Source organism: Mobiluncus curtisii ATCC 43063, from assembly GCF_000196535.1.
GTDB lineage: Bacteria > Actinomycetota > Actinomycetes > Actinomycetales > Actinomycetaceae > Mobiluncus > Mobiluncus curtisii.
Map to the genome: position 1 here is coordinate 1,625,313 of NC_014246.1, position 26,384 is coordinate 1,651,696.

Below are 26,384 nucleotides of genomic sequence, written 5' to 3' on the forward strand. Positions count from 1 at the left end.
CTATGGCAGAAAATGTTGATAAACAACTGATTTATCGAGTAGAGAATGTGTCACGTAAATATGGCGAGTTGGCAGCGCTGGATAACGTCAGTCTGGACGTGACCAAAGGCGAGTGGCTCTCCGTGGTGGGACCTTCCGGTTCAGGCAAGTCAACCTTGATGAATATCTTGGGATGCCTGGATTCTCCTACCGAAGGACTGGTTTATCTGGAGGGGGAGCGCCTGGACAAGATGGGTGAGCTGGAATTGGCAGCTGTCCGCCGTCGCAAGATTGGTCTCATCTTTCAACAGTTCCACTTGGTCAAGCACCTTTCCGCGGTGGAGAACGTGATGATGGCACAGTATTACCACTCCTTACCCGATGAAGCCGAAGCAATGGAGGCTCTGGACCGTGTGGGCATGTCAGCTCGCGCCACCCACCTCCCTCATGAACTGTCCGGAGGGGAGCAGCAGCGCGTGTGCGTGGCTCGTGCCCTCATCAATCATCCCTCCGTCATTCTGGCAGACGAACCGACCGGTAACCTCGACGAGGCAAACGAAAACATCGTGATTGATTTCTTTTCGCAGCTGCACCGAGAAGGTACCACGCTGCTGGTCGTTACCCACGATGCCAATGTCGCCCGGCAAGGTCAACGCCAAATTATTTTGGAACATGGCAAAATCACCAGCGAAGTCCACAATAAGCCGCAAACTTCCGCAGCAGGCACGCCGGAGGCGCTGGAAACAGGAGGTAAAGATGCGTAAAAACACCGCGGGGGCATTGCTCGCCATCGGCATGGTCGCCCTGAGCGGCTGTGCAACTTATCCGGCGGCCTCAACTTTGCCCGATGGGCAATACGCGGGAAGCTCACAGCCCGAAGAAGACGGTACCGTTGGCAAAGTTCGCTTCACGATTAAAGGCGGTCAGGTAGTTAACGCCGAGTTCCGTCTCTACGACAAAGACGGGACGCCGCATGATGAAAATTACGGCAAGACCGCCAGTGGCACGGTAGACACGGAGTTCTATCAGCGCGCCCAAGACGCTATCAGTGCTGAACAGCGCTATGTGCAGCAGTTCCAGAAAACCGGAGACCAAAATAAGGTCGATAGGGTGGCGGGGGCGTCTCTGTCACATCGGTTATTCCTCGACGCGGTAGAGGCGGCTATGGATACCGCGCAAAAGTAGGCGTTGTGCACCTCACGCCGGCTCCGCAAGAAGAAACCACGATTACCTTTGCGGCGATGGGGACGCTGGTGACGGTCTCGTGGCGCAACACTCACCAGGTCGCGGAAGTGCTCCGGGTGAGCCTGCCGCAAAGAGTGGCGCAGCTGGAGGATGATTTGTCGCGGTTCCGGGCAGATTCCCCCGTGAGCCGGCTGGATACGGAGTGGATTAATGTCGGACCGCACTGTGCTGCGGTGTTTCACGCGGCGAAAGATTGGTCGCAGCGTACCGGGGGGTTCTTTAAACTATTTCCGCGCCTGGGCTTGAGCGCCGAAACGTTACAGCTGCGAGGCGAGCAGGCTCGTCTCACGGTTCATGCGGGGGCGGGATGTCTGGATTTAGGAGGCATCGCTAAAGGTTACGCTGCCGCGCACCTGGCTTCCCTCATTGCAGAATCGGGGGGCAGCGACATCTTGGTTTCTTTCGGGGGTTCGTCCATTGTGGCGCCTGACCGACAGGCAACCATCAAAGTGCAATCACCCTGGATTGGCTCAGAATTCCTGGGAAACTTGCAGATAGAAAACGAGTCCCTCTCTTTTTCGGCGCTACCGCAAACAGAAATTGTCCCCACCCTGGTGCGCAGCCACATTCGCGGTCTGGACGGACAGCTGGCATTTACTGATATATGTGCGGCTCTCGTGGCGGGACCGGACGCGATGAGCTGTGAAGCCCTCTCTACCGCGCTGATTGCGGGGGGTACCCCCCTGCTGCACGATTTGACTCAAAAGGGCGTTTTGGGCGCGGCGTATCGTGCCCTCGCCATGACTTCCAACGGGAGAGTGTTTTCCGATCCCGCGCTACAGTTGCACATCACGCTAGATTTACCCGAGCCACTGCCACTGAGCGACACGCCAAAAGCCTAACGCCATCACGGACTTGGTGCCGCGGCGACTTTTGCCCCCCGCCGATAATTAAACCAAAATTGCGTATAGAACCTAGAATTTACCTAACTATTCCCCAGGGGGGCAAGAGACACAAGAAGTGGACTGAACGATAAATGTGTGACTGTGCAGAAAACCCGGTGGTGGTGCCGGACGCGGCGGTGATTTTGGCAGGAGGTACCGCGAAACGTTTGGGTGGGGTGTCCAAACCTGATTATCTGGTGGGTGGCACCAGGCTCATTGACTGGGTTTTTGCCGAAATCGAGCGCACCAGGTTCTCCGGTCGCCTTGTAGTGGTCGCTCCCGCGCGCCTGTCGATTCCCTCCGGGGTAGTGCTGACGTTGGAAGATCCCCCTCTGGGCGGACCACTGGCGGGTCTCAATGCTGGGGTGTCTCAATTGGGGGACCTGCCGGATTCTGCGATGGTGGCAGTCATGCCCTGCGACGCGCCACTGACTCCAAGGCTGTGGGGGAACCTGTGCACGCATCTGGAGGGCTGTGCCGGGGCGGCACCGCAGACCGACGATTGTGAAACGCGACTTCACTACCTGCACGGATGCTACCGGCTGGGCGCCTTGCGGGAACTGCCCCAAGTTCGGAACCGGTCAATCCGCAGCGGTTTTTCCCATCTGCAGGTAACCGCGGTGGCAGACCCGCAGCATTATTGCATGGACGTCGACACGCCCGAAGACGCGCGTAGATTAGCAGCGCGTTTAGAAATTCCCCCCGCCGTTGAGGTTTGATTCTCAGAAACCGCTTTCTATTTTTGAAGTACGGTTCATTTTTTATCCAATTTCGATGGATTTATGAACTATGGTTCATTTTCTGATGATAGTCCCCGCCACGGCTCGCTCCCGGGCGGTCCTCTCTCAGCTGACCCTTATGCCTGGGTCTGGTCAAGCTGTTCAATGATGTAATGCAGCAGGGGGAGCACCACCTGCAAGGCATCAGCGACCCCGCCCGAGGAACTGGGGCAGTTCACGATGACCGCCCCACGAGAAGTCCGGGAAGTCACTCCAACTACGGCGCGAGACAACACCGATTGCGGCGTGTTTTTCAGCCCTACGGCACGAATCTGTTCAGCAATCCCCGGCAACTCCACATCGCACACCGCCAGCGTGGTTTCGGGCACGATATTTCGGGCAGAAACCCCGGTAGAGCCCACAGTCACGATGAGGCGCGCACCGACCTGTTGTGCCCGTTCAAACTCGGCTCGCAGGGGAGCGGCGAGGTCGTCGATGACCTCCTCACGGACTACCGCAATTCCGAAGTCTTTCAGCAGCTCACGAGCTTTGGCAGCACCCTTCGGTGGTTTGTCGCCACTGACCACTCGCGAATCAACAGTGATGATGGCCGCGGTAACCTGAGAATGCTCTGCCATGATGACCTCCTGAACGAAATCTCCATTTACGCATCTGCTACGTAACTAAATTACCATCAGTTTATAGCTGCTCACGTCACGTTTCTGGCACATTTTATCGATGAACCGAGGTTGATTACCTGGTTAAACGCGGTTCCATGACTTGGATTTTAAAATCTGCCTAAGAATCGTTTAACTCTGTTAGCTTTTAGACAGGTGTTCAATAATCGCCGGAGTGGTTTATGGATTAAGGAGAGACATGACCGCAGAGACTCAGAAACTAGATGCCTCCGGAAAACTGTTGAAAAACTGGAATCCCGAAGATTCCCAGCAGTGGAGCTCAAAAATTGCCTGGACGACCCTGGTGGTTTCCACCTACTCGATGATTATGGCGTTCTGCGTGTGGTTCTTGGTGTCGGCATTGGCGCCAAAACTCAATGAAATCGGCTTCGGACTCAGCAAAGCGCAGCTGTACTGGCTGGCAGCGATGCCAGGCCTGTCTGGGGGCTTGATTCGTTTCATCTACACTTTCCTCCCCCCGGTGATTGGAACGCGCAAGTTGGTGGGGATTTCTTCAATCCTGTTCACCATTCCCATGTTTGGCTGGTTTTTCGCTGTGCAAAATGCGGACACTCCCTACTGGTGGCTGCTGACTTTGGCGTTCATGTGCGGTATTGGCGGAGGTTCTTTCTCGGGATATATGCCGTCAACCGGCTACTTTTTCCCCAAGCGTCTGTCCGGAACCGCGCTGAACCTCCAAGCCGGTATCGGAAACTTGGGTATGTCCATCATTCAAATCGTCGGGCCTATCCTCATGGGATTCTCCCTGTTCGGTTTGTCCTGGCTAGCTCCGCAAAGCGGCCCCAACGGCGATATCTGGGTTCACAACCCTGCCATCTTCTTTGTTCCGTGGTCCCTCGTGGCAGCTATCCTCGCGTTCACGCTACTCAAAGATGTTCCGGTGAAAGCCAACATTCGGGAACAGATGGACATCTTTTCAAACAAAAACACTTGGTACATGACGCTGCTCTATGTGATGACTTTCGGGATTTTCTCGGGCGCCTCGGCTCAGTTCGGTTTGCTCATCAACAACAACTATGGACCAGATTCAACCTTGCATCTAGCTGTGCAGGGTGCCACCTATGCCTTCCTCGGTCCGCTCATCGGCTCCATAGTGCGGGTTTTGTGGGGACCTCTGTGTGATAAGTTTGGCGGCGGCATCTGGACGTTTGTTTCCGGTGTCGGAATGGCTGTCACACTGGGAATTTCTGGATTTTTCTTGATAAATCCCCAATCCACTGCGGACTTCAACGGGTTCCTCTGGACGATGCTGATTATGTTCTTCTTTGCAGGAATCGGAAACGCTGGCACCTTTAAACAGATGCCCATGATTATGCCCAAACGCCAAGCCGGCGGAGCCATCGGTTTCACGGCTTCGGTAGCTGCGCTCGGACCGTTCCTGGTCGGGGCGGGTCTTGCTGTTATCCCGGCGGCGCAGTTCTTTTTTGGTACCACCGCGTACTGCATTTTCTGTTCGGTTCTGTGCTGGGTACTTTATGCCCGCAAGAACGCTCCGTTCCCCGGTTAGACCTTGCCAAGTGGAGGTAGTAAACGATGAGTGAATCGAAAATCCAAGGTGGGGGATACAAAGACGTTCCCTCGGGAGTATTCGCGCTGGGCTCAAAACTGCGCCGCGGCGAAATGTCTGGCGATTCCCGCCAGCTGTTTATCGAAGGTGGCCGTGACGCTGACGCTTTCTATCGGCAACGCTGGTCCTACGACAAGGTCGTGCGTTCGACTCACGGGGTGAACTGCACCGGGTCTTGTTCGTGGAAAGTGTATGTAAAAGACGGCATCATCACCTGGGAATCCCAAGCCGTTGATTATCCCTCCACCGGGTCGGATCTGCCTGATTATGAACCGCGCGGTTGCCCCCGTGGAGCCGCCTATTCTTGGTATGAATACTCTCCGACCCGGATTCGTTACCCCCATATTCGAGGAGTCCTGCTGGATTTGTACCGAGAGGAACGGAAATCGGGCAAGGATCCGGTAGAGGCTTGGGGAGCGATTGTGGAGGATCCGCAAAAAGCCAAAGACTACAAATCCCAGCGTGGTAAAGGCGGCATGGTGCGAATCGGTTGGGATGAGGCCAATGAGATTATCGCCGCGGCCCACGTCTATACCGTCAAAGAATACGGTCCGGACCGGTTAGCCGGGTTCTCGGTGATTCCCGCTATGTCGATGATTTCATACGCCGCCGGATCGCGGTTTTATGAATTGCTGGGCGGGGTCATGCTGTCTTTCTATGACTGGTACGCTGACCTTCCTCCCGCCTCGCCGCAAGTTTTTGGCGATCAAACCGATGTTCCCGAGTCTGGCGACTGGTTCAACTCGCAGTACCTCATCATGTGGGGTTCGAACATTCCCTTGACCCGTACCCCAGACGCTCACTTCATGACCGAAGCCCGCTATCACGGGCAAAAAGTCGTGGCGATTTCGCCTGATTATGCTGATAACACCAAGTTTGGTGATGAGTGGCTGCGGGTAAACCCCGGCACGGACGGGGCTCTGGCACAAGCTATGGGTCATGTAATCTTGAGCGAGTTCCACGTTAAACGCCGGGAGCCATTTTTCCTGGATTACATGTCGCGCTACACGGATGCGCCTTTCCTGGTCAAACTACAGGAAACCGAACACGGAGTGGTGCCCGGCAAGTTCCTCACAGCTGCTGATTTGCCTGCTGAGCTGGCGGGAGACTTGAAGAATCGGCCTAATCCGGAGCATCGCGGACTGGTGCTCGACGTGGATGGAACCATCAAAGATCCCGGCGGGACTCTGGCTGACAGGTGGGGCGAATCTAGCGGCAAAGGTCATTGGAATTTAGCTCTGGACGGGGTCCAACCAGCGATTTCGGCGCTTGACCGACCTGATGCCACAGGCATTGAAATTGTATTGCCACGTTTTGACCTGCCGAGCTCTCAATCCGAAACGGTAGCGATTGGTGCCGGTTTGGTGAAACGCGGAGTTCCCGCTTTCAAAGTTGGCTCGGATTACGTCACGACTGTTTACGATTTGTTGCTGGCTGAATATGGGGTGAAACGCGGTGACCTGCCCGGTGAATGGCCCCGCGGTTACGATGACGGCTCTACCCCCGGAACTCCTGCCTGGCAGGAAGAACATACCGGCGTACCCATGCACGCAGCCATCCGGATTGCCCGCGAGTTTGCTCAGAATGCCCTCGATTCAAAAGGTCGATCCATGATTGTGATGGGTGCGGGGACGAACCACTTTTTCCACTCCGACACGATATATCGCACTTTCCTGGCCCTCACAACCATGTGTGCCACCCAAGGGGTGAACGGCGGCGGTTGGGCGCACTACGTCGGTCAAGAAAAGGTCCGCCCGATTGCGGGTTGGCAACAATACGCTATGGGTCTGGACTGGTCCCGTCCTCCTCGGCAAATGATTTCCACGGGATTCTGGTATCTGTTGACCGACCAGTGGCGTTATGACGGTTCTCTGGCTGGTCAAGTGGGATCTCCACTGGCTGACTGGAAAGGCTTGACGAATGCGGACACGTTAGTTGAAGCCTCCCAACGCGGCTGGATGCCCTCCTACCCGCAGTTTGACCGTTCCGCATTGGAAATTGGTGAAGCTGCCAAAGAAGCCGGGATGAAACCTGGCGAATACGTGGTGCAGGAGCTCCAGACAGATCGTCTGCACTTTGCTTGCACCGATCCCGACAACCCGCGAAACTTTACCCGTATTCTCGCTAACTGGCGTACGAACCTGATGGGTTCCTCCGCCAAAGGTGCGGAGTACTTCGCGCGTCACATGATTGGAGCCGACAACGCAGTTACAGCTGATGAACTCGCGCCAGAATGCCGTCCGAAGCTGATGAAGTGGCGGGACGACCCGGGTATCGGCAAACTCGACCTTATGTTCACGGCTGACTTCCGGAACACCTCTACCACGCTGTTTTCAGACATTGTGCTGCCGGCAGCCACCTGGTATGAGAAATACGATATTTCGTCAACCGATATGCATCCGTTCCTGCATTCGTTCAATCAAGCGGTAGTGCCGCCGTGGCAGGCTCGCTCTGACTTTGAGGTGTTTCGGGATTTGGCATATCTGGTGTCTGAAATGGCGCAGCGTCACTTAGGTACCAAACAAGATGTGGTCATGGCGCCGATTGCGCATGACAGTCCTGATGAGATGGCTTTGCCACATGGAATCGTGGAGCCCTTGCAGACGCGTGAACTCATCCCCGGCAAAACCTTGCCAAAGTTCATCCCGGTGGAGCGTGACTACACCAAGATTTATGAAAAGTTCACCACGCTCGGTCCCAACGTGGAAAAACTCGGTTTGCCCATCAAGGGAATCACTCTGAAACCAGATCGGGAAGTCGAAGTGCTGCGAGGGATGAACGGGGTAGCTACCAGTGGTATTGGGCAAGGGCGTCCGCTCTTGGATACTCCGATTAAAGCGGCGGACGCGGTGATGCAGATGTCCGGCACCACAAACGGGCGTATCGCGGTGCAAGGCTTTTGCCAATATGAAGCCCAAACCGGTCAAAAGCTGGCGCAGTTGGCTCTTGGTGACGAAGAAAAACGACTGACGTTTAGAGAAATTACCATTCAGCCCCGCTCGGTCATCACCTCACCGGAATGGTCCGGTTCTGAACACGGTGGAAGGCGCTATTCTTCTTTCGTCATCAACATTGAACATCTCAAGCCTTTCCACACCTTTACGGGGCGAATGCATTACTATCTGGATCACGACTGGATGATTGACATCGGTGAGTCTTTACCGGTGTATCGCCCCCCGTTGGACTTGGCGCGGATTTACGGAGATGCCGTGGTGGGCGAGCTTTCCAGAGATGACGGCGTGGCACAAGTTGCGGTGCGTTACCTGACCCCCCACAACAAGTGGGCCATCCACTCCCAGTATTACGACAATCTATATATGTTGACTCTGGGACGGGGTGGACAGACTATCTGGATGTCTCCCGAAGATGCCGCCAAGATTGGGGTCAAGGACAATGACTGGGTAGAGGCCTATAACCGTAACGGTGCCGTGGCGGCGCGAGCGGTGGTGTCTCACCGAATGCCGCCAGGGACGGTGTATATGTATCACGCACAAGAGCGGGTCAGCGGCACACCCATCTCACAAAAGTCGGGTTTACGCGGAGGTATCCACAACTCACTGACCCGGATTTTGTTGAAACCAACCCATATGGCCGGAGGTCATGCCCAGCTGACCTACGGGTTTAACTACATTGGTCCCACCGGCAATCAACGAGACGAAGTGACGTTGATTCGTCGGCGTACCACGGAGGTGAAGTTCTCATGAAGATACTTGCCCAAATCGCAATGGTGATGAATCTCGATAAATGCATCGGATGTCATACCTGTTCAGTCACCTGTAAACAAGCGTGGACGAACCGGGAAGGCACGGAGTACGTGTGGTTCAACAACGTGGAGACCAAGCCCGGTGTGGGATACCCAAAAGAATGGGAGAACCAAGGAAAGTATCGCGGTGGCTGGAAACTCACGTCTTCTGGCAAGCTCCGCCTTCGTGGCGGTGGTCGGTTACATGAACTGACCAAAATTTTCGCCAATCCACAGATGCCCACCCTAGATGATTATTACGAGCCTTGGACCTACGAGTATGAGAAGCTGTTAGCGGCTCCCAAGGACTCGAAATATTTACCGAGTGCCCGTCCGGTGAAACAAATTACAGGTGAACATATAAATCAGCCTAATTGGGGTCCCAACTGGGACGATGATTTGGCTGGTTCGCTGGAAATTTTGCCCCGGGATCCCATCTTGGAACAAATGACAGTGCAGATTAAGACCCAGATTCAAGATACTTTCATGTTTTACCTGCCCCGGATTTGCGAACATTGCCTTAACCCAGCCTGTGTTTCGGCTTGTCCGGGAACCGCGATGTACAAGCGCACGGAGGACGGCATCGTGCTGGTAGACCAAAATAAATGTCGCGGTTGGCGGATGTGCGTTTCAGCTTGTCCGTACAAGAAAGTCTATTTCAACCACCTAACCGGAAAAGCAGAAAAATGTACCCTTTGCTACCCTCGCTTGGAGGCGGGGGAGCCCACGGTTTGTTCCGAAACTTGTGTCGGGCGTCTGCGCTACTTGGGTGTCTTGCTCTACGATGCAGATCGAGTCGGTGAGGCAGCCGCGGTCCGAGACCCCCAGGACCTGTACCATTCCCAGCGCAGCCTGCTGCTGGATCCTTTTGACCCAAAGGTGCGGGCCGCTGCGGAAGCAAACGGGGTGCCACATTCCTGGATTCAAGCGGCTCAAGAATCGCCAGTGTACCGGCTCATTTCAGAATATGAGGTGGCACTGCCACTGCATCCGGAATATCGCACATTACCTATGGTTTGGTACATTCCTCCGCTGTCCCCGGTGGTGGATGCGGTCACGGCTGCGGGTGCCGACGGTGAGGACGCTAAAGTCCTGTTGACGTCCATCGCGACCATGCGGATTCCTCTTGAGTACCTCGCCGGGCTGTTCACAGCGGGAGACACCGTGCCGGTAGAAAAGTCCCTGCGCCGCCTGGCTGCCATGCGTAGCTACATGCGTGGACGCCAATTAGGAGAAGAACCTGACGAAACGGGAGCAAAAGCCGTGGGCATGACTGGGGAACAAATGGAGGAAATGTACCGGCTCCTGGCTATTGCCAAGTACGATGACCGTTTCGTGGTGCCCACTGCCGGGGCGGAAACCCCACGAGGTTTGCGCGAATTAGGTTGTTCCTTGGATGTGCTGGGCGGTCCCGGTCGGGACGGGGAGGGCATTCCTGCTTTCTGCAATACTGGATCCACCAGGACTTTTGTTCCGTTGGAGGTTCATCAATGAGTCAGGTACTGTCGGACCTGCCACCACGAGAGGCTCTGAATTCGACAGAAGCTGGACAATCACGGACCGCACAGATGATTGCCTCAGTCCTGTTGGACTATCCGAGTGAGGACTACCATAATCAGCTGTCCATCATTCGGTTGGAGCTGGACAACGTGGAGCCGGAAGTTGCCGATGAATTTCAGTCCTTTCTGGATTGGGCAGACTCGCACAATTTGCGTGAGATTGAGGATTTATATGTGCGAACGTTTGACCAGAAACGCAAGTGCAATTTGTACCTTTCGTACTATTCGACGGGGGACACTCGGATGCGTGGCTCTGCTATTTTGGCTTTCCAACAGGCCTTTGAGGCGATGGGCTGGAAAGTCTGTGGGGGAGAACTGCCGGATTATTTACCAGCCGTCCTGGAGCTAGCGGCTCGCAGTGGCGATGAGCTGGCTGAGCATCTTCTCAATATCCATCGTGATGGTTTGGAAGTGCTCCGGGTAGCCTTGGAATCCTTGAAAAGCCCCTGGTCCTCCGTCGTTGCGGGGCTGATTTTGACGCTAGACCCGCTGGACGAAAAGGCAAAAGCAGCGTTCCGTAAACTTATCTTGCAAGGCCCGCCCGCCGAGATGGTCGGCGTGCAGTCCCAACCGTTCTTTTTGGCACCAAAACAGGAGGCACACTGATGAATCCCTTTGAGCTTTTCTTGTGGACTGGGTTCCCGTATCTAGCATTGGGCTTGCTGATAGTAGGCCTGATTTGGCGTTACCGTTACGACAAGTTTGGGTGGACCTCGCGTTCCTCCCAGATTTACGAGTCGACTTTGTTGCGGTGGGCTTCGCCGCTGTTCCACTTCGGAATCTTGTTTGTCGGAGTGGGGCACGTGATGGGGTTGCTTATCCCCAAGTCTTGGACCACGGCCTCGGGGGTTTCTGAGCACGGATATCACCTGATGGCAACCATTGGCGGCATGACGGCGGGGGTAGCTGCGGTCGTTGGCCTGCTGGGGTTGCTCTATCGGCGTATTGTCAATAAATCGGTACGTTTCGCCACCACGAAGAACGATATCTTCATGTATGTTCTGCTGTGCCTCCCGATTGGCCTGGGATTTTGGGCCACTTTGCAAAATCAGGTGCTGGGCGGGGCGAATGGCTACGACTACCGGGAAACTATCAGCCCCTGGTTGCGGTCAATCCTGACTTTCCAACCCCAGCCGGAGCTGCTTGCGGGGGTACCTAGCTCCTTTAAAATGCACATCATCGCCGGACTTCTGCTGTTCGCGATTTGGCCGTTCACCAGGCTGGTTCACGTAGTTTCCGCTCCGGTTATGTACCCAACCCGTCCCTACGTGGTCTATCGTTCCCGTACGGAGGGGATACGGGGAGCGAAGACTCCGCGCGGCTGGAAACCCGTGACGACTCGCCCGCAACCGCGAGATTCGCACTCTTACGGGGCTTAACTTTCGCAATCCTGACTAACCCTGTTTGATGCCGGCTGAGAAGCTCAGAACGCCCCTCAGCCGGCACTTAATAAGTCGGTGGGTTCTGCTCTTGGCAGACCCGCTGTCACTTACCAGGTTTCGCCGGTTTTGCGGGGGGTTCGCCCAGCTCAGCGGCGCTGACCTGCGGGGATTCAACCTCGCCGGCGGCGAACTCCAGATTGCCCTCCACGTGGTTGGCTGCCATAAGGTCAGCGCGAGCCGCCTCGGCGCAGGCAACTGCGGAGGCGGGGAAAGTCACCGTAGCGTGCAAGAACGGGGTACGCTGAGACACTTTGGCATCAGACTTGACCTTACGGAGAGCCGACAGTGCCCCGCCGGCTGCCTGCAGCACCTCGGGATTGCCACTCACGCTATCCAAACCGTCAGTGCTGGGCCAAGCCGCCCGATGCACCGACCCGGTGCGATACCAGGACCACACTTCCTCGGTGGTGAAAGGCAAGAACGGCGCGAGCAGACGCACCACGCTATCAATAGCCAGTGCCAGGGTCGTGCGTGCAGAGGCGACCGCGGCAGCATCAGCTGCCGAATCCTTGCCGTAAGCGCGATCCTTGACCAGCTCCAAGTAATCATCACACAGCGTCCAGAAGAAACTCTCGGTCACCTCCAAGGCACGAGCATGGTTCATTTCTTCAAACGCCTTGGTAGCAGACGTGATAACTTCCGCTAGGATAGCAATCAAAGACCGGTCTACCTCGACGGTTACCAGCGCCGGGTCCAAAACCAGGTCGGCGTCCCCACCCATGGAGAGCGCGAACTTCGAAGCGTTCAACAGCTTGATAGCCAAACGCCGTCCGACCTTCATCTCGCCTTCGTCAAAGGCCGCGTCCGTCCCTAACCGGGCTGAGGCTGCCCAATAACGCACCGCGTCGGAAGAATGCTTTTCCAGCAGTGCCATCGGGGTCACCACGTTGCCTTTGGACTTGGACATCTTTTTGTGGTCAGGATCCAAAATCCAGCCCGAAATCGCGGCTTGACGCCACGGGAGAGTGTCAAACTCCAGATGCGACCGCACCACGGTAGAGAACAGCCAAGTACGAATGATGTCTTGACCCTGAGGACGCAAATCCATCGGGAAAGTCGCCGCAAACAGCTTTTCGTCCCGCCCAAAACCGGAATAGATTTCGGGAGTCAGGCTGGAGGTCGCCCACGTATCCATAATGTCGACTTCTGCCACGAAACCGCCCGGCACACCACGCTGAGATTCAGTAAATCCGGCGGGGGTATCCGTGGTGGGATCGATAGGCAACATATCTTCGCTGGGCAAAATCGGGTGGTCAAAGTCTGTTTCGCCAGAATCCTTAACGGGATACCACAGGGGCAGTGGCACCCCAAAGAAACGCTGGCGGGAAATCAGCCAGTCGGTGTTCAAACCGTTGACCCAGTTCTCGTAGCGAACCCGCATGAAATCAGGCACAAAGTCGAGTTCACGACCGCGCGCCAACAGTTCCTCGCGCAAATCCGTGCCCCCCGCGGTGCGAGAGTAGGGACGACCGCCATTACGGATATACCACTGGCGTGAAGTCACGATTTCCAGGGGCTTGTCGCCCTTTTCGTAAAAGTTCGTCATCCGCTGGGTCGGTTTCGGATCCCCCAGCATCTCCCCGGATTCCCGCAACGCCTCGACGATGGCTTTGCGGGCAGAGAACGTCGTTTTCCCAGCGGTTTCCTGATACAGCGCCCGACCGCGCTCGGAAGTAATCCAGTCCGGCACGTCAGGAATAATCCGACCGTCCTTGCGCAGGATAGCCCTGGTCGGCAGCTGCAAATCCCGCCACCAATCCACATCCACCAGGTCGCCGAACGTGCAGCACATGGCGATACCGGAACCCTTGTCCATCTCCGCCTCGGGGTGAGCCAATACGGGAACCCGCACATCAAACCCTGGTGAAGTCACGTAGGTGCCGAACAAATCGGTGTAGCGTTCGTCATCAGGGTGGGCAATCAGCGCACAGCACGCCCCCAGCAGTTCCGGACGGGTCGTTTCAATCACGATGTCGCCCTTGCCGTCTTCGCGATGGAACGCGAAAGAATGGTAGGAACCCGGATAGTCGCGCGCCTCCAGCTCAGCTTGCGCCACCGCCGTCTGGAACGTGACGTCCCACAGACCTGGCGCTTCGGCAGCGTACACCTCGCCACGGGCAAAGTTACGCAGGAAAAACGTCTGTGCGACCTTTTGCGCAGGCTTGCCGATAGTTTGCATCGTGTAGGACCAGTCGATTGACAGTCCCAGCGTGCGCCAGAGCTCCTCGAACTGTTTTTCGTCCTGAGAGGTCAGGCGTTCGCATAGCTCCACGAAGTTTTTGCGGCTGATTGGCACCTGGTCGGCGTTCTTAATGGACTTGCCTTCTCCGCCCTCGTACGGTGGAGTGAAATTGGGCACATAGGGCAAGGACGGGTCGCAGCGCACCCCAAAATAGTTTTGCACCCGACGTTCGGTGGGCAGACCATTGTCGTCCCAGCCCATCGGGTAAAACACGTTCTTGCCGCGCATCCGCTGATAACGCGCCACCACATCCGTGTGTGTATAGGAAAACACGTGACCGACATGCAGCGAGCCAGAGACGGTGGGGGGCGGGGTGTCGATAGAATAAACGGCTTCCCGCTTGGTGTCCGGGTCAAAAGCGTAGGTCTGCGTCTGTGTCCATACCTCGCGCCATTTGTCCTCAATGCCGTCAAGGGTCGTCTTTTCAGGTACTCTCGGAGCTTTCAGTCTCTCGGTCATGGTTTTCCTTTTATCGTTGTGATTTACCTGCAATAGTTTACCCGCTTGCGTTCCTGCTGCCCTAACGCATTTGGCGGGGTGCGGATTATTTCTGGGTTGCTTTGGCGTCCCCTGCCATCGCGCCCTCAACCATGCGCACTACGGTCCGCGAGAATCCGGCATCCTCGCCTGCCAGCAGACCGGCAATGGTGGAGCCGCCGGGGGAGCACACTCTATCGACCAGTTGACCGGGGTGAGCGCCCTTTTCCAGACCATCTTGCAACATGAGGGCAGAGCCTAACAGCATCTGGGTCGCTGACTCGATGGCTGCCGCTTTTGTCAATCCCGCCGCGACGCCTGCTTTCGCCAAAGCCTCGACATAGGTATAAGTCCAGGCAGGTGCACATCCAGCAATGGCAGTAAATGCGGGGAACAGGGATTCCTCCAGCTCGACCGTGCGACCTACCGCGTTGAACAGACCCAGGGCGTACTGCTTTTGTTCCGGGGTCACTGCCGCGTTCGCGCACAAGGCCGACATGGCGGCGTTGACCTGTGCGTTCAGGTTTGGCATGACCCGCACGATGGGGGTGTCAGGGGTCAGCCAGCCCTCCAGATGCGCCAAATCGACTCCACCAGCGATGGAAATGACCAGCTTTCCTCCCAGTTCGGGAGAGATTTCGGTGAGGACCGAGGTGATGTGTTTCGGTTTCACCGCAATGACCACCGCGTCAACTGTCCCGACCAGTTCCCGATTGGAAGCCACTTGTGAGACTCCAAACTCATTAGTCAGCGGATGCGACCCCGGTGTCACACTGAAATCAGAAAAACTCAGGTCGCAGGCCTTGACGAAGCCGCGCCGCAGGGCTCCCGCCGCAATTGCAGAACCCATGGCACCCATGCCAATAAAACCGAGTTTCATCTTGCCTCTTTTCCTGGTGTCCGCGGTTTATTCCCCGCGTTGGAAAGGAACCGCTGGTGTCGTTTTCCTATAGGCTAAGTCTATAGCGTGCCCCCGTAGCCAAAAATTCTGGAAAGGTGAGCGAAAATGAGCTTCACACCCGGACCGGTAAAGCCGTCCGCACAAACTCTTGACCCCCAAAGTTTTGGAATCGCAGTTCCCGAGACCCGTCCAGCGCGTCAGCCGGGACGAGCGCTGGTGACCGGGGCTTCTACCGGAATTGGCTGGGAAACTGTGAAGCGGCTGTGCGCCTCTGGATGGGATGTCCTGGCGACCGCACGTCGCGCCGAAAGATTGGCGGCACTGGCTTATGAGACGGGTTGCGCGGCTTTTGCCGCTGACCTGACCATTCCTGAGCACGTGCAGGCTCTGTATGAGTGGGCGACCGCCGAGGGACAGGTCGTGGACGCGGTGGTAAATAATGCCGGGGGAGCCCGGGGCACCGACACCGTGATAGAGGCAAAGCTGGACCGGTGGAAAACCATGTACAGCATCAACGTTTTGTCTTCCCTGCAGGTCACCCAAGCTTTCCTGCCTCATATGTTGGCTCACGGGGGCGGGGATATCGTGTTCGTCACTTCAACTGCCGGTCATGAGACGTATCCGGGTGGGGCGGGCTATACCGCTGCCAAACACGCCGAGGCGATGCTGCCCGAGACACTGCGCCTAGAGCTGGTAGGGAAACCGATTCGCATTATCGAGATTATGCCGGGATTGGTGCAAACCCCGGAATTTTCCCTCTCTCGCCTGGAGGACCGGGAACAAGCTGCAGGGGTGTACGCCGGAGTGGATTATCCGCTGGTGGGGGCGGATATTGCCCAGGCTATTGAATGGACCCTAAGCTTGCCCGCGCACGTGAATATAGACCAGCTTAAAATCAAACCTGTGGAACAGGCCACCAGCACTATCAAAGTCCGCCTGGGAAAACCGTCTGAGTGAATCATGGCGCGAATTGTTGTGATTGGAGCAGGTTGGCGTGCCGACAGCGAGCGTAGCGAGTGTGTGTCGGTGCGTGGTGGGGTGGAGCCGGTGAAAAAACGTTGCGGGGCAACGTTTTCGGCGGAACTCCTGAAGAAAAAAGGATACTGAGATGGCGCGAATTGTTGTGATTGGAGCCGGAATGGCCGGTCATTCCACAGCCCTCGGGCTGAAACACCGCCTGAAAGACGATCATGAGGTCATCGTTATCAGTCCGAGTTCGACCTGGACGAATCCCGACGTCATGGCACAGATTGCTTCCGGCTTGCAGCTGGCGCAGCGTCAAACTGTCCAGCTCGGTCCGCTTTATCGGCGCAAAGGTATCATCTTCCATCAAGGCATGGCTACCGCGGTCTACCCCAAGGGCTACCGGGACGACCAGCGTCCTCAAGTCCAGATGACTTTTACCGGCTCGCACCTCGAGGGGCAGGTCGCGCGCGTGCCTTACGATTACCTGGTCATTGCCACCGGGCATGACATTGATCGGGTGGCAGGCATTCCCGCAGAAGCCACCACGGTGCCGACCTGTGTCCTGGATCGCCTGGATAGCGCCATTGCAGGGGAAGCGGAGCTTCGCCGCTTGCTGTTTGAACTGCAGGATTCCCCGGTGGACGACAAGCCGAAAGTGATTGCCATCGGTCGTTCCGCCCGCGGCATGGGCGGGTTTTACGGGGCACTGGAATATGCTCTGTGCGTGGACGAGGTACTGCGAGCTGCTTTTCTGCGTTCGCGGGTGGAACTGCACTTTTTCGATGCTGGGCGACCTTGGATGTACGGTCACACCGATGAACCGAAGATGGAAGAGGACATGCAGACCGCGCTGGTGCATCTCATCGAGTCCCACCGCCTGATTCTGCACCAAGATATGCGTTTAGCGTCAATAAATGGGCGGAGGGTGCGTTTCGTTCCGGTGCATGGCGAGGGGCAGCCCGGAGAAATGGAATGCGATTTGGTGGCGGTGGAGGCAGCGCGGGTGCTCACCCCCCTGTCAGTGTATGACGCCAACGGAGCGGATTTGCGTGGTGACTTGTACGATGGTTGGGGGCGGCTGCGGGTGGATGCCAAAACCCAGCAGAACGGTTCCGGCCAGGTGGTGACTCTGCTGCCGCGGACTTTCCGCAATCCTACTCATCGCAATATTTTCGGAATTGGTTCGGCTATTGCGATGGACACGCGCGAACTTGTGGAAGGTAAAGATTCTGCCCCGACACCTGTCCCCATGCAAACCCGCGATATGGCGCATTTAATGAGCCGACAGGTTTCGGACTTGATTATCGAAGAACTGACAGGTCAAAAAAACAAAGTTTTGCCCGAAACTCTGGAAGAAATCGAGACGGTGTTGAGCTTATGTTGGGATTACGGGTTGATTTCCTCGCGAGGCTTTTATGCCGAGCTGACCTACCCAAAGAAAAGCAGTGACGCGGCGCGACAGGTATTGCGGGTGCGTCACGGCTTGGGACCATACTGGGCGGTACGGACGGAACGTTTCCTGGAACGTTACCGGGCGAAAGGTCGCGCCCTATGGTGGATGTTGCCCAGCTAACGTTTATTCGGAATCTTCGTCCGGTTGAGGCATTGCGTTGGGTAGCTGCTGTTCCAGCTGTTCAAAGAAATCCTCGCTGGACTCCAGTGCACAGCGAACCTGTTCGTCCAGCTGCGCATCTGTCAGACCGTTGCGCCAGCTGATTGGCAGTTCCGTATGCACATAGACTTCGCGGTCTTCGGTGACCCGTGCGTAGGCTTTCGGCCAGTAATACTCGGTGTTCCAGCGGTTACAAATAGAGTTAATCAAGATGAAGTCGTCCAGCTCCGGTTCCCCGCGCCAAGTGCCGCGTACACAGAGGATGGTGTCTTTTTCGCCGGTGACTTGAAAATAATAGATACCGTTTTGCCAGGCTCCGCCCACATCCCCGTCATGATTGACCTGGTAGCTCCACTTATGACTTTCCAAGACTTTCTTAACCCGGTCGCGAGTCAGGTTGGGCAGCCGATTAACCGAAAAGGGCACGCTGTCGAAAGGAGACTCGAAAGGATTATCGAAAAGATTCCCGCTATCCCCACTCATGATTCGCCTCCTCCTGTATGGCTGCAGCTTCCATTTTAGCCGACTGCTCCAGGTCCGGGGGTGAAATTTCACTGGAGGTGAAAGCGCCGCGACACCCGATTTCGGCTGGTTATTACCGGCTGACCTGCCCACAGTAGGATGGGATGGTGCAGGAAAAATCCCCGGAACTGGCTTTGAAATGGCGCGGAAAACACGATGTGGAACTGGTGACACCTCGGCCTTACGTCCCTGCCGAACGGTATCCGGAAATGTTGGGGATTGAAACGGCGGTATCAGGGAGCGAAAATCGCATTTATGTCGGGGAAAACCTGCAGGTCATGAGTGGATTGCTGCCCCAATATGAGGGCAGCGTTGACTGTATCTATATTGATCCACCGTTTAACTCCGGGACAGATTATGTGCAACGAATTCAGACCCATCATCGAGGTGACTCGAAACGCACCATCACTGTGAAACAATACGGCGACCGTTGGCAAACCGCAGATTACCTACAAAATCTTTACGAGAGACTGACAGTGCTACGGCGATTTTTGTCGCCAACAGGGACGATATTTCTCCACTGCGATTGGCATTCCTCCGCTACGCTGCGCTTGATCATGGATGAGGTATTCGGGGGGCGCAACCTCATTAATGAGATTGTGTGGGCTTACGCTTCGGGCGGGGGATCCCGGCGAGCCTTCGGTCATAAACACGACACCATCCTGTTTTATGCCCGGAACCGACGCCGCTACTATTTTGACCCCGATGCGGTACGGGTGGCGTATAACGCTGCTATTGCTCCCAAGCGTCGCGAGCTGTTTAATCCGCAGGGCATGGTTGCTCCCGACGTTTGGCAGATTTCCCGACCACCGAATCATTCTGATACCTGGGTAGGGTATCCAACTCAAAAACCGCTGGAAGTCATGCAACGCGCTATTGCCGCGGCGTGTCCGCCGGGGGGACTGGTGATGGATTGCTTTGCCGGTTCCGGTTCTACCCTGGTGGCAGCAGCTCAGCTGGGACGACGTTTCCTGGGGATAGAACGCAATAGTTTGGGGGTGCATTTGGCGCGGCGGCGCCTGGTGCAAACCGGGGTTGGCTTTGAAGTTTGGCGGGAAACTGCGTCCTGGAATGCTCATCGAATCTTAGAGAACTTGGAATTGCTGGGGCGAGAAGTTGCCACCAGCGTCGCAAAATTGGACGCCACCACGGTAACAGAGCCCCCAGCTAAGGTCGAAACAACCGGAAATTCCGACCAACTGGACTGGATAGAGCTGGTGGATTGGGCAGCTATTGACCCGAATTTTGCCGGTTTTTCCGATGGTGTTTTCGTTCCCCGCGCCGTGATGGCGCCGTCACGAGACGCGGTCATCGATTTTGCCGACTGTGGGGAGAATGCTCGTGGGGTGGCGCTGGTGGCAGATGTGACCGGACAAGATTACTTCGTTAGGCTGGAAACATGAGCAAATTGGACAAAATCGGTCAGGGCTCCACCCCGGAGGAAAATCCCGGTCTGGAACCGGAAACTCCGCAGGTCGCACCGTGGGACGGGTGGTTCGGCAAGAGCTCGAACCGTAACCAGCGCGGACGCAGCCTGGCTCTGGTAGCGTTCGCCGTGGTGGCAGTGACCGGTTTGGGTACCCAGTTTGTCGGGGATGACGGCTGGTTCTTCGGGCTCCTCGGCGGTGACCGGACCCATTCCACCAGCCAATCCGGGAACGCCGGAGAACGAACTCGTGACGCCGCCGGGAAAACAACGGGAACCCTCGCCAGGGACGTGTTGGACAAACTGGAAGTACGTGACAAAGATCCTTTCCACGATTTTGACCGCGAGCGACTGTTCGGCAAGGGGTGGCTGGACCTCGACGGCAACGATTGTAATACCCGCAACGAGGTGCTGGCTCGCGACCTAGAGAATGTGCAATACCGGGCGGCTACGCCCACCACCCCCGCGCACTGCGTGGTGCAAAGTGGCGTCCTGCACGACAAGTACGCCGGGGAAACTATTGATTTTAGGCGGTCACAGGAAACCTCCGACGCGGTCCAGATTGACCACGTGGTGGCGTTGGGTAACGTGTGGCGTACCGGCGGACAGCAGCTCAGCCAGCAGGAACGGGAGGCTATTGCCAACGACCCGCTGAACTTGGAAGCAGTAAAAGGTCAGGTAAACCAGGATAAACAATCTCAAGATGCGGCTGCATGGCTGCCACCTGCGCGAGATTACCGCTGTGCTTACGTGGCGCGTCAGATTGCGGTGAAAGCGAAATACGGACTGTGGGTGACCCCGGCAGAGAAACAGGCCATGATGGGGGTGCTGAAAGAGTGCCCCCGGGAGCCAATTCCATAGATATCAAACTGAGATTGGGGATTATAAGGTGGGATTTGGGCGGTAGCTGCCAATAATGACAGCTACCGCGCTATTTTCACCTTATATTTCCGCTTCTCAAAAATTTAACGCGGATACACCGTAATTTGCGTGGCTTTGACCTCAGCATAAATGGGTGAACCGGGAGCCAGATGCAGAGCATTGACTGCCTGTGGGGTCAACACGGCTTGAATGCTTTGCCCCCCTGCTAGATTCAAACTGATCCACTGCACCGCACCTCGCGGCGTGATGTCCGTGACGCGCGCCTGCCAGGTATTGCGCGGAGAGCCAGAAACGGGTGTGTCGAACAGAGCCACAGATTGCGGGGCAAAAGCGGTGAGAGCTGGGGTTTGGGGACCTGGATGACTGTTTCCTTGCCACAGTCCGATCAATTCCACTCCACTGGCATTAACGGTGGCGACCTCGTCGGATTCCTCAATGATCCCAGCCAACAGGTTCATTCCGGACAGATTTTCCAAGAACTTCGTGGCAGGCTGACCCAGCATTTCTACCACGGTGCCTTCCCCAATCAAATGCCCGTTTTCGATGGCGACTACGTGATCAGCCAGCATCCATACATCGAGGGGATCGTGGGTCACAAAAATCACCGTGGGTCGCGGCTCTTGACGCAACCGCTTTGACAGAACTTCCCGCATTTTCGCAGAAGTTTCAACGTCAAGGGCGGAAAATGGTTCGTCCAACAGCACGACTTGCGGGTGCGTCGCCAGAGCACGAGCCAAAGCCACGCGCTGCGACTGCCCTCCGGACAGAGCCGTGGCAGGACGATCCGCCAGTTCCAAAGCGCCTACCGCCGCTAACTCTTGGCGCGCGATACGCCGCGATTCAGACCGTGACAGATGCCGGGCACGTGGACCAAACGCCACATTTTCCAGCACGCTCAGGTGAGGAAACAGCAGAGGCTTTTGGGTCAGCATCGCGACGGGACGCTGATGAGGTGGCAGAGACCGGGTGGCATCAGCAAATACCGTCTCTCCGCTGCGAACCTCGCCCGAATCGGGAGTCAGCAGCCCGGAAATCATCCCCAAAATGGTGGACTTGCCGGCTCCGTTTGGTCCGACGATGGCAGTAATCAGCCCCGCCGGAAAAGCGCACTGTACGGTGACATTGCGTTCCGTGATACCCGCGTTTACCAGGACTTCTCCCCCCGCTGCGAGGGCAGCGGGGGAATTCGCAGAGTTTACTGCGGTCTCAGAACTAGAATTCACTGGTCATCACCATTTTCCGGTTGCATTGTGAGCTGTTTGGTGCGGCGAGTGGTAAAAATGGCAGACAATCCCATCATGGTGGCAGCCAGCAGTACCAGCACTACAGACAGCGCTAAAGCCAGGTCAGAGTCGTCCTCGCGCAACAAATAGATAGCCTGGGGGAGGGTGCGGGTCACCCCTTGCAGAGAGCCTGCGAAAGTCAGGGTCGCCCCGAACTCGCCCAAGGCGCGGGCAAAAGCCATGGTGGCGCCCCCGACTATGGCAGGAGTGAGCAAGGGCAACGTAACGCGGCGCAAGACATAAGTCGGAGACGCCCCCAAAGTCGCCGCAATTCGTTCATAACCGGAATCAAAAGTGCGCAGCGCGGACTCTAGAGACACCACATAGTAAGGCATTGCCACGAATGTTTGTCCCAGTACCACGGCTATGGTGGTGAACCCAATCTCGATACCAGCCAGAGACAGGTATTGGCCTACTACGCCGCGCCGTCCCAGTGTCACCAAGAGCGCTAAACCAGCTACGACCGGCGGCAACACCATGGGCAGGACTGCAAAAGTGCGCCACACGTACGCCCAAAAACCCTCGGTGCGCGAAATCAGCAGCGCCAGGGGCGTGCCGAGAATCAGCACCAGCACCAGTGAAACCAGGCAGGTGCGCAGACTCAACAGCAGAGCATCACGGGACTCGTCGCGGGTCAGGATTTCCGCCAGACGGATCCACGGCACACGCACCATGAGCCCCAAGATGGGCAAAACGACCAACAGTAAGGCTATCCCCGCTGGCAAATACAGCCAGCGGGGAAAACCGTGGTTATTAGCGTTCAACGCGAAACCTTACTTAGCGGGGCTCATGAACCCGTACTTGGCAAAGACCTTTTGTGCCGCATCAGACAACACAAAGTCCACGAACGCTTTCGCGGCAGCATCGTTGCCATTTTCGGCAGCCATCTTGGTGACCATAATCGGGTAAGCATTGACCACGGTGTCAGAGCCAGGAATCTCGATAGTGTCCACCGAGTCCTTTTCTGCCAAAGCGTCGGTCTGGTACACCACGCCCGCGTCAGCTTCACCGCTGACGACCTTACCCATCACGTCCTTGACCGAAGTCTCTTCGGACACGGCTTGACCGGTGAAACCGACCTTTTGCGCCAGTTCACGGTAAGCATTGCCACAGGGAACCCCGTCAGCGCAAATTACCAGCTTCTTGCCGTTGAGAGAGTCATTCAGACCGGTGACCCCGGCTGGGTTTCCTTTCGGGACTGCCAGAGTCAGGGTATTGTTCACAAAAATGCTGGGCTCGCCGGCGTTCAGACCCGCGTCGGTGGCTTTCTTCATGTTCTTTTCGTCAGCGGAGGCGAACACGTCCGCTTTGGCGCCACCTTGCATCTGATCGAACAGAGAGGAGGAGCCGTCGAAGTTGAACTTTACGGTAATGTCGGGGTTTTCCTTTTGGAAAGATTCACCCAGCTCAGAAAAACTGGCCTTGAGAGAAGCCGCAGCAAACACCTGAATCATCTTGGCGTCGGCGGTTTTACTCGGTTCGGAGTCTGCAGGTTTCGAGTTGTCCGAACCGCAAGCCGTGAGACCGGTTGCAGCCAGGGCGAGGATTGCCAAGCCTGCTCCGAGACGTGCGAATTTTTTCATCATTTTCCCTTTCGCAATAGCCGGTTCGGCGATTCTCCGGTGCCGGCAGTTTCATCGTGGCGAGCCTAGGGTGTCGTTAGGTTTTCCCTAAGATGCATCAATTACGACATTCGTGGCTTTGACTCGGGCGGTGGCTACCGCGCCGGGCACCAGTCCGAGTTCTTTCACCGACTCGGTAGAAATGAGGGACACCACGCGGAAGGGACCGCACTGCAGTTCCACCTGACTCATGACTTTGTCCGAAACAATTTTGGTGACCAGACCGCGGAAATGGTTGCGGGCAGAGATGGAACCCGTGGAATCCGTGTCACCGAAATCTTTGGCTTTATCCTGGGCGATTATCGCCAGTTCTGCCCCGTCGACAACCTTGCGTCCCGCGCTATCGGTTCCGGAACTGAGATGACCGGCGTCTATCCAGCGTCGCAGCGTATCATCGCTGACACCCAGTAAATTCGCGGCATCCTTAATCCGTAACTGAGACATACTTGCCACCTTATCTTAAATTCTGCGGATATTTTCCGAGGTTTGACCAGAATTTGCGGAAACCGCCTTGTGGCTGACAGTGTCTGTGTAGTTTCAATCCGCGGGGTACTGGGCGACCAGGTCGCGAAGTTTGGCTACATTCACAGCCGCTTTCTCTATATCTCCACCCGCGGCATATCCGACCAGGAAAGCCGTCAGGGGAGCCCCCGGACGAGACGGTCCATGTGCGACTTCGCTGATGAGATTCAGCAGTTCCTCCTGGACGGGGGCAATAGTCTCTCCGGGCAGCTGGAGCTCTCGGCTGGCGGCTTGTAGCCACGCTGCCATTTTTGCCATTTTTTCTGGGTCGTCCTTGCGATTTTCTGTTGCCATGTCTGCTCCTCGACTCATGTGGTTAAAAATATGCCGAGCCGTTTGGCTCGCACCTTTCAGCATAATGGTAAAAGCAACAGGGAGCGAGGACGAACCGAAAATGCCTAGTGAACTGGAATAATCATGGCGACGCGATAGAATGACCTGATACACCCATCGCTGAGGAAGTAGGCAGGTTTGACGGAGACGCTAACGCGAGTCAATCGTGTGAGCCAGGTGGCTCCGCTGACCTCTGCTTGGACTGTGCCACTGCGAGACAGCTGGGGACGGACGGCGCGTGACTTGCGCTTGTCGGTGACTGATCGCTGCGACTTGCGCTGTTCGTATTGCCTGCCGCGCGGGGGTGTGAAATGGGTGCCACGCCGGGAGCTGCTGGACGCCTCGGAAATTTTGCGTTTAGCGGGTATAGCAATACACCGTTTGGGGATTACTCAGGTTCGTCTGACCGGTGGGGAGCCCCTGTTGCGACCGGATTTGTTAGAGATTGCAGCTGGCGTTCGTGAGTCTTTCGTCTCAGCAGGTCTGGATCCTCAGTTGGCACTGACCACGAATGCACGTAGCTTGGCGCCGCTGGCCGCGGCATTACGGGCGACAGGAATCCGGCGCATTAATATTTCTCTGGATACGCTCGACCCGAACCGGTTTGCCCAAATTGCCGGGCGCGATGAGCTCGCGAAGGCTCTGGCAGGGATAGATGCTGCCCTGTCCGCCGGCTTTCAGACGGTGAAAATGAACACGGTGATGTTGGACCGCGTCAGTCTGCGGGAAGCTCCGGAGTTGCTGCGATTTTGTTTGGAGCGGGGTATCGAGTGGCGCGCCATTGAATACATGCCATTTGGTCCACACGCGGTTCGGGTCGACTCCACGCAACAGCTGGATTTTTCTCAACTGCGTCCGACTTTGGAACGTGAGTTTCACCTGGAGCCGGTGCGAGACAACGTTGATATTCACGCCCCGGCGACTCGTTTTGTCGTGTTTAACTCCGCCCGCACCCAACGTTTGGGGACGATGGGGATAATTTCCTCAGTTTCGGCGCCTTTCTGTGCAAACTGTAATCGAACCCGACTTTCCCCGACCGGGGTAGTGCGTCCCTGTTTGTTCTCTGACTTGAGCTGTGACCTGGGGATGCTGCTGCGCAGCGGGGCTAGCGATGATGAACTGGCTCAAGCGTGGGCTGGGGTGACCTGGGAAAAACCTTCCGGACACGGCTTGGGACAGCAGGATTTTCACTCTCCCACGATTCCGATGGCTCAGATTGGGGGGTAAAGATGCGGGAAAATGACGGTGACACGGTTGGGGTGCAAGTGCGGTTTTTCGCGGCCGCGGCGGAAGCGGCGGGTACTGATGTGGCGACGGTACAGGTAGCGCGGGATTTGAGTGTGGCGGAGACAGCGGCTCAGGCTGGCGGATGCGGCAGTGACTTGAATCGGGTGCTTTCCATTTCGTCATACCTGGTGGGGGGGCTGCGCGAATCGGGACAGAAGCGCCTCGCGGACCTCGATGATCTCACCGACCTCACCATCGATGTTTTACCGCCGTTTGCTGGCGGCTAGCAGAGCGCGGAGCGCTCGTGAGCTAGCCGTTGGAGTCGCTCGCGGTGTGCGAATGCAATGGTTTGCATTCGCAGCGAGCGTTCCTTAATAAAATATAAAGCAGAGCGCGGAGCGCTCGTGAGCTAGCCGTTGGAGTCGCTCGCGGTGTGCGAATGCAATGGTTTGCATTCGCAGCGAGCGTTCCTTAATAAAATATAAAGCAGAGCGCGGAGCGCTCGTGAGCTAGCCGTTGGAGTCGCTCGCGGTG

The 26,384-nt window shown here is 56.5% G+C and carries 24 protein-coding genes; 15 read left to right on the top strand and 9 right to left on the bottom strand.

Annotated features, from left to right (window positions below; all coding sequences use genetic code 11):
* Positions 1-2 precede the first annotated feature (2 nt).
* From HMPREF0573_RS07045 to mobA, 4 genes are all read left to right on the top strand, one after another.
* On the top strand, positions 3-743 hold the full coding sequence (locus HMPREF0573_RS07045; protein ID WP_236589787.1) for an ABC transporter ATP-binding protein: 741 nt from the start codon (positions 3-5) through the stop codon (positions 741-743).
* On the top strand, positions 736-1,164 hold the full coding sequence (locus HMPREF0573_RS07050; RefSeq protein ID WP_013189388.1) for an FMN-binding protein: 429 nt from the start codon (positions 736-738) through the stop codon (positions 1,162-1,164). Before HMPREF0573_RS07045 ends, HMPREF0573_RS07050 begins: the two co-directional genes overlap by 8 nt.
* A 5-nt stretch (positions 1,165-1,169) precedes the next feature.
* Positions 1,170-2,066 (top strand): FAD:protein FMN transferase, encoded by an 897-nt coding sequence (locus tag HMPREF0573_RS07055; protein WP_013189389.1) that lies wholly within the window; start codon positions 1,170-1,172, stop codon positions 2,064-2,066.
* 134 nt (positions 2,067-2,200) lie between these two features.
* Complete coding sequence (gene mobA / locus HMPREF0573_RS07060; RefSeq protein ID WP_013189390.1) at positions 2,201-2,827, top strand: molybdenum cofactor guanylyltransferase; 627 nt, start codon at positions 2,201-2,203, stop codon at positions 2,825-2,827.
* Positions 2,828-2,964: 137 nt separating this feature from the next.
* Here the strand turns inward: mobA and HMPREF0573_RS07065 are convergent, their stop codons facing one another.
* A complete protein-coding gene (locus HMPREF0573_RS07065; protein ID WP_004010896.1) occupies positions 2,965-3,465 on the bottom strand; it encodes a MogA/MoaB family molybdenum cofactor biosynthesis protein in 501 nt (166 codons plus the stop codon).
* Positions 3,466-3,703: 238 nt separating this feature from the next.
* Between HMPREF0573_RS07065 and HMPREF0573_RS07070 the strand changes: the two genes are divergently transcribed.
* Genes HMPREF0573_RS07070 through narI form a run of 5 tightly spaced genes read left to right on the top strand, consistent with a single transcriptional unit; the run spans position 3,704 to position 11,772 of the window.
* Positions 3,704-5,032: a nitrate/nitrite transporter gene (locus tag HMPREF0573_RS07070; protein WP_013189391.1), complete on the top strand. Its 1,329-nt coding sequence runs from the start codon at positions 3,704-3,706 to the stop codon at positions 5,030-5,032.
* Between the two features lie 26 nt (positions 5,033-5,058).
* Complete coding sequence (locus tag HMPREF0573_RS07075) at positions 5,059-8,796, top strand: nitrate reductase subunit alpha (protein WP_013189392.1); 3,738 nt, start codon at positions 5,059-5,061, stop codon at positions 8,794-8,796.
* Positions 8,793-10,328: a nitrate reductase subunit beta gene (gene narH / locus HMPREF0573_RS07080; RefSeq protein ID WP_013189393.1), complete on the top strand. Its 1,536-nt coding sequence runs from the start codon at positions 8,793-8,795 to the stop codon at positions 10,326-10,328. The genes HMPREF0573_RS07075 and narH overlap by 4 nt, the downstream gene beginning before the upstream one ends.
* Positions 10,325-10,999: a nitrate reductase molybdenum cofactor assembly chaperone gene (gene narJ, locus HMPREF0573_RS07085; protein ID WP_013189394.1), complete on the top strand. Its 675-nt coding sequence runs from the start codon at positions 10,325-10,327 to the stop codon at positions 10,997-10,999. Before narH ends, narJ begins: the two co-directional genes overlap by 4 nt.
* The gene (gene narI / locus HMPREF0573_RS07090) at positions 10,999-11,772 is read left to right on the top strand and encodes a respiratory nitrate reductase subunit gamma (protein ID WP_013189395.1); all 774 of its coding nucleotides are present in this window, start codon (positions 10,999-11,001) and stop codon (positions 11,770-11,772) included. Before narJ ends, narI begins: the two co-directional genes overlap by 1 nt.
* Positions 11,773-11,878: 106 nt before the next feature.
* Here the strand turns inward: narI and valS are convergent, their stop codons facing one another.
* Positions 11,879-14,536: a valine--tRNA ligase gene (gene valS / locus HMPREF0573_RS07095; protein WP_013189396.1), complete on the bottom strand. Its 2,658-nt coding sequence runs from the start codon at positions 14,534-14,536 to the stop codon at positions 11,879-11,881.
* 85 nt (positions 14,537-14,621) lie between these two features.
* A complete protein-coding gene (gene proC / locus HMPREF0573_RS07100; RefSeq protein ID WP_013189397.1) occupies positions 14,622-15,434 on the bottom strand; it encodes a pyrroline-5-carboxylate reductase in 813 nt (270 codons plus the stop codon).
* A gap of 126 nt (positions 15,435-15,560) precedes the next feature.
* Here proC and HMPREF0573_RS07105 point away from each other — a divergent pair, with 126 nt between their 5' ends.
* Together HMPREF0573_RS07105 and HMPREF0573_RS07110 are read left to right on the top strand one after the other, a co-directional pair.
* Positions 15,561-16,412, top strand: a complete 852-nt coding sequence (locus HMPREF0573_RS07105; RefSeq protein WP_013189398.1) for an SDR family oxidoreductase — start codon at positions 15,561-15,563, stop codon at positions 16,410-16,412.
* Between the two features lie 151 nt (positions 16,413-16,563).
* Positions 16,564-17,994, top strand: a complete 1,431-nt coding sequence (locus tag HMPREF0573_RS07110) for an FAD-dependent oxidoreductase (protein ID WP_013189400.1) — start codon at positions 16,564-16,566, stop codon at positions 17,992-17,994.
* 3 nt (positions 17,995-17,997) lie between these two features.
* On the opposite strand, the gene HMPREF0573_RS07115 is transcribed toward HMPREF0573_RS07110, so the two are convergent.
* Positions 17,998-18,516 (bottom strand): YbjN domain-containing protein, encoded by a 519-nt coding sequence (locus tag HMPREF0573_RS07115; protein WP_004007037.1) that lies wholly within the window; start codon positions 18,514-18,516, stop codon positions 17,998-18,000.
* Between the two features lie 143 nt (positions 18,517-18,659).
* Here HMPREF0573_RS07115 and HMPREF0573_RS07120 point away from each other — a divergent pair, with 143 nt between their 5' ends.
* Both HMPREF0573_RS07120 and HMPREF0573_RS07125 read left to right on the top strand, forming a co-directional pair.
* Positions 18,660-19,958 (top strand): DNA-methyltransferase, encoded by a 1,299-nt coding sequence (locus tag HMPREF0573_RS07120; protein ID WP_013189401.1) that lies wholly within the window; start codon positions 18,660-18,662, stop codon positions 19,956-19,958.
* A complete protein-coding gene (locus HMPREF0573_RS07125) occupies positions 19,955-20,842 on the top strand; it encodes an HNH endonuclease family protein (protein WP_013189402.1) in 888 nt (295 codons plus the stop codon). Before HMPREF0573_RS07120 ends, HMPREF0573_RS07125 begins: the two co-directional genes overlap by 4 nt.
* Before the next feature lie 104 nt (positions 20,843-20,946).
* Here the strand turns inward: HMPREF0573_RS07125 and HMPREF0573_RS07130 are convergent, their stop codons facing one another.
* The 5 genes from HMPREF0573_RS07130 to HMPREF0573_RS07150 form a co-directional block, all read right to left on the bottom strand.
* Positions 20,947-22,086: a sulfate/molybdate ABC transporter ATP-binding protein gene (locus HMPREF0573_RS07130; protein WP_013189403.1), complete on the bottom strand. Its 1,140-nt coding sequence runs from the start codon at positions 22,084-22,086 to the stop codon at positions 20,947-20,949.
* The gene (locus tag HMPREF0573_RS07135; RefSeq protein ID WP_004009362.1) at positions 22,083-22,910 is read right to left on the bottom strand and encodes an ABC transporter permease; all 828 of its coding nucleotides are present in this window, start codon (positions 22,908-22,910) and stop codon (positions 22,083-22,085) included. The genes HMPREF0573_RS07130 and HMPREF0573_RS07135 overlap by 4 nt, the downstream gene beginning before the upstream one ends.
* Positions 22,911-22,919: 9 nt before the next feature.
* Entirely contained in the window at positions 22,920-23,732 is an 813-nt protein-coding gene (gene modA / locus HMPREF0573_RS07140; protein ID WP_013189404.1) for a molybdate ABC transporter substrate-binding protein, read from the bottom strand.
* 84 nt (positions 23,733-23,816) lie between these two features.
* Positions 23,817-24,212 carry a TOBE domain-containing protein gene (locus tag HMPREF0573_RS07145; protein WP_013189405.1) on the bottom strand — a complete coding sequence of 132 codons (396 nt, stop codon included), beginning with the start codon at positions 24,210-24,212 and terminating at the stop codon, positions 23,817-23,819.
* A gap of 93 nt (positions 24,213-24,305) precedes the next feature.
* Entirely contained in the window at positions 24,306-24,584 is a 279-nt protein-coding gene (locus HMPREF0573_RS07150; protein ID WP_236585856.1) for a DUF6457 domain-containing protein, read from the bottom strand.
* 177 nt (positions 24,585-24,761) lie between these two features.
* On the opposite strand from HMPREF0573_RS07150, the gene moaA reads away from it, so the two are divergent.
* Both moaA and HMPREF0573_RS07160 read left to right on the top strand, forming a co-directional pair.
* Complete coding sequence (gene moaA / locus HMPREF0573_RS07155; RefSeq protein WP_004007028.1) at positions 24,762-25,850, top strand: GTP 3',8-cyclase MoaA; 1,089 nt, start codon at positions 24,762-24,764, stop codon at positions 25,848-25,850.
* A 2-nt stretch (positions 25,851-25,852) separates the two neighbouring features.
* Entirely contained in the window at positions 25,853-26,137 is a 285-nt protein-coding gene (locus tag HMPREF0573_RS07160; RefSeq protein WP_004007027.1) for a hypothetical protein, read from the top strand.
* Positions 26,138-26,384: the final 247 nt, after the last annotated feature.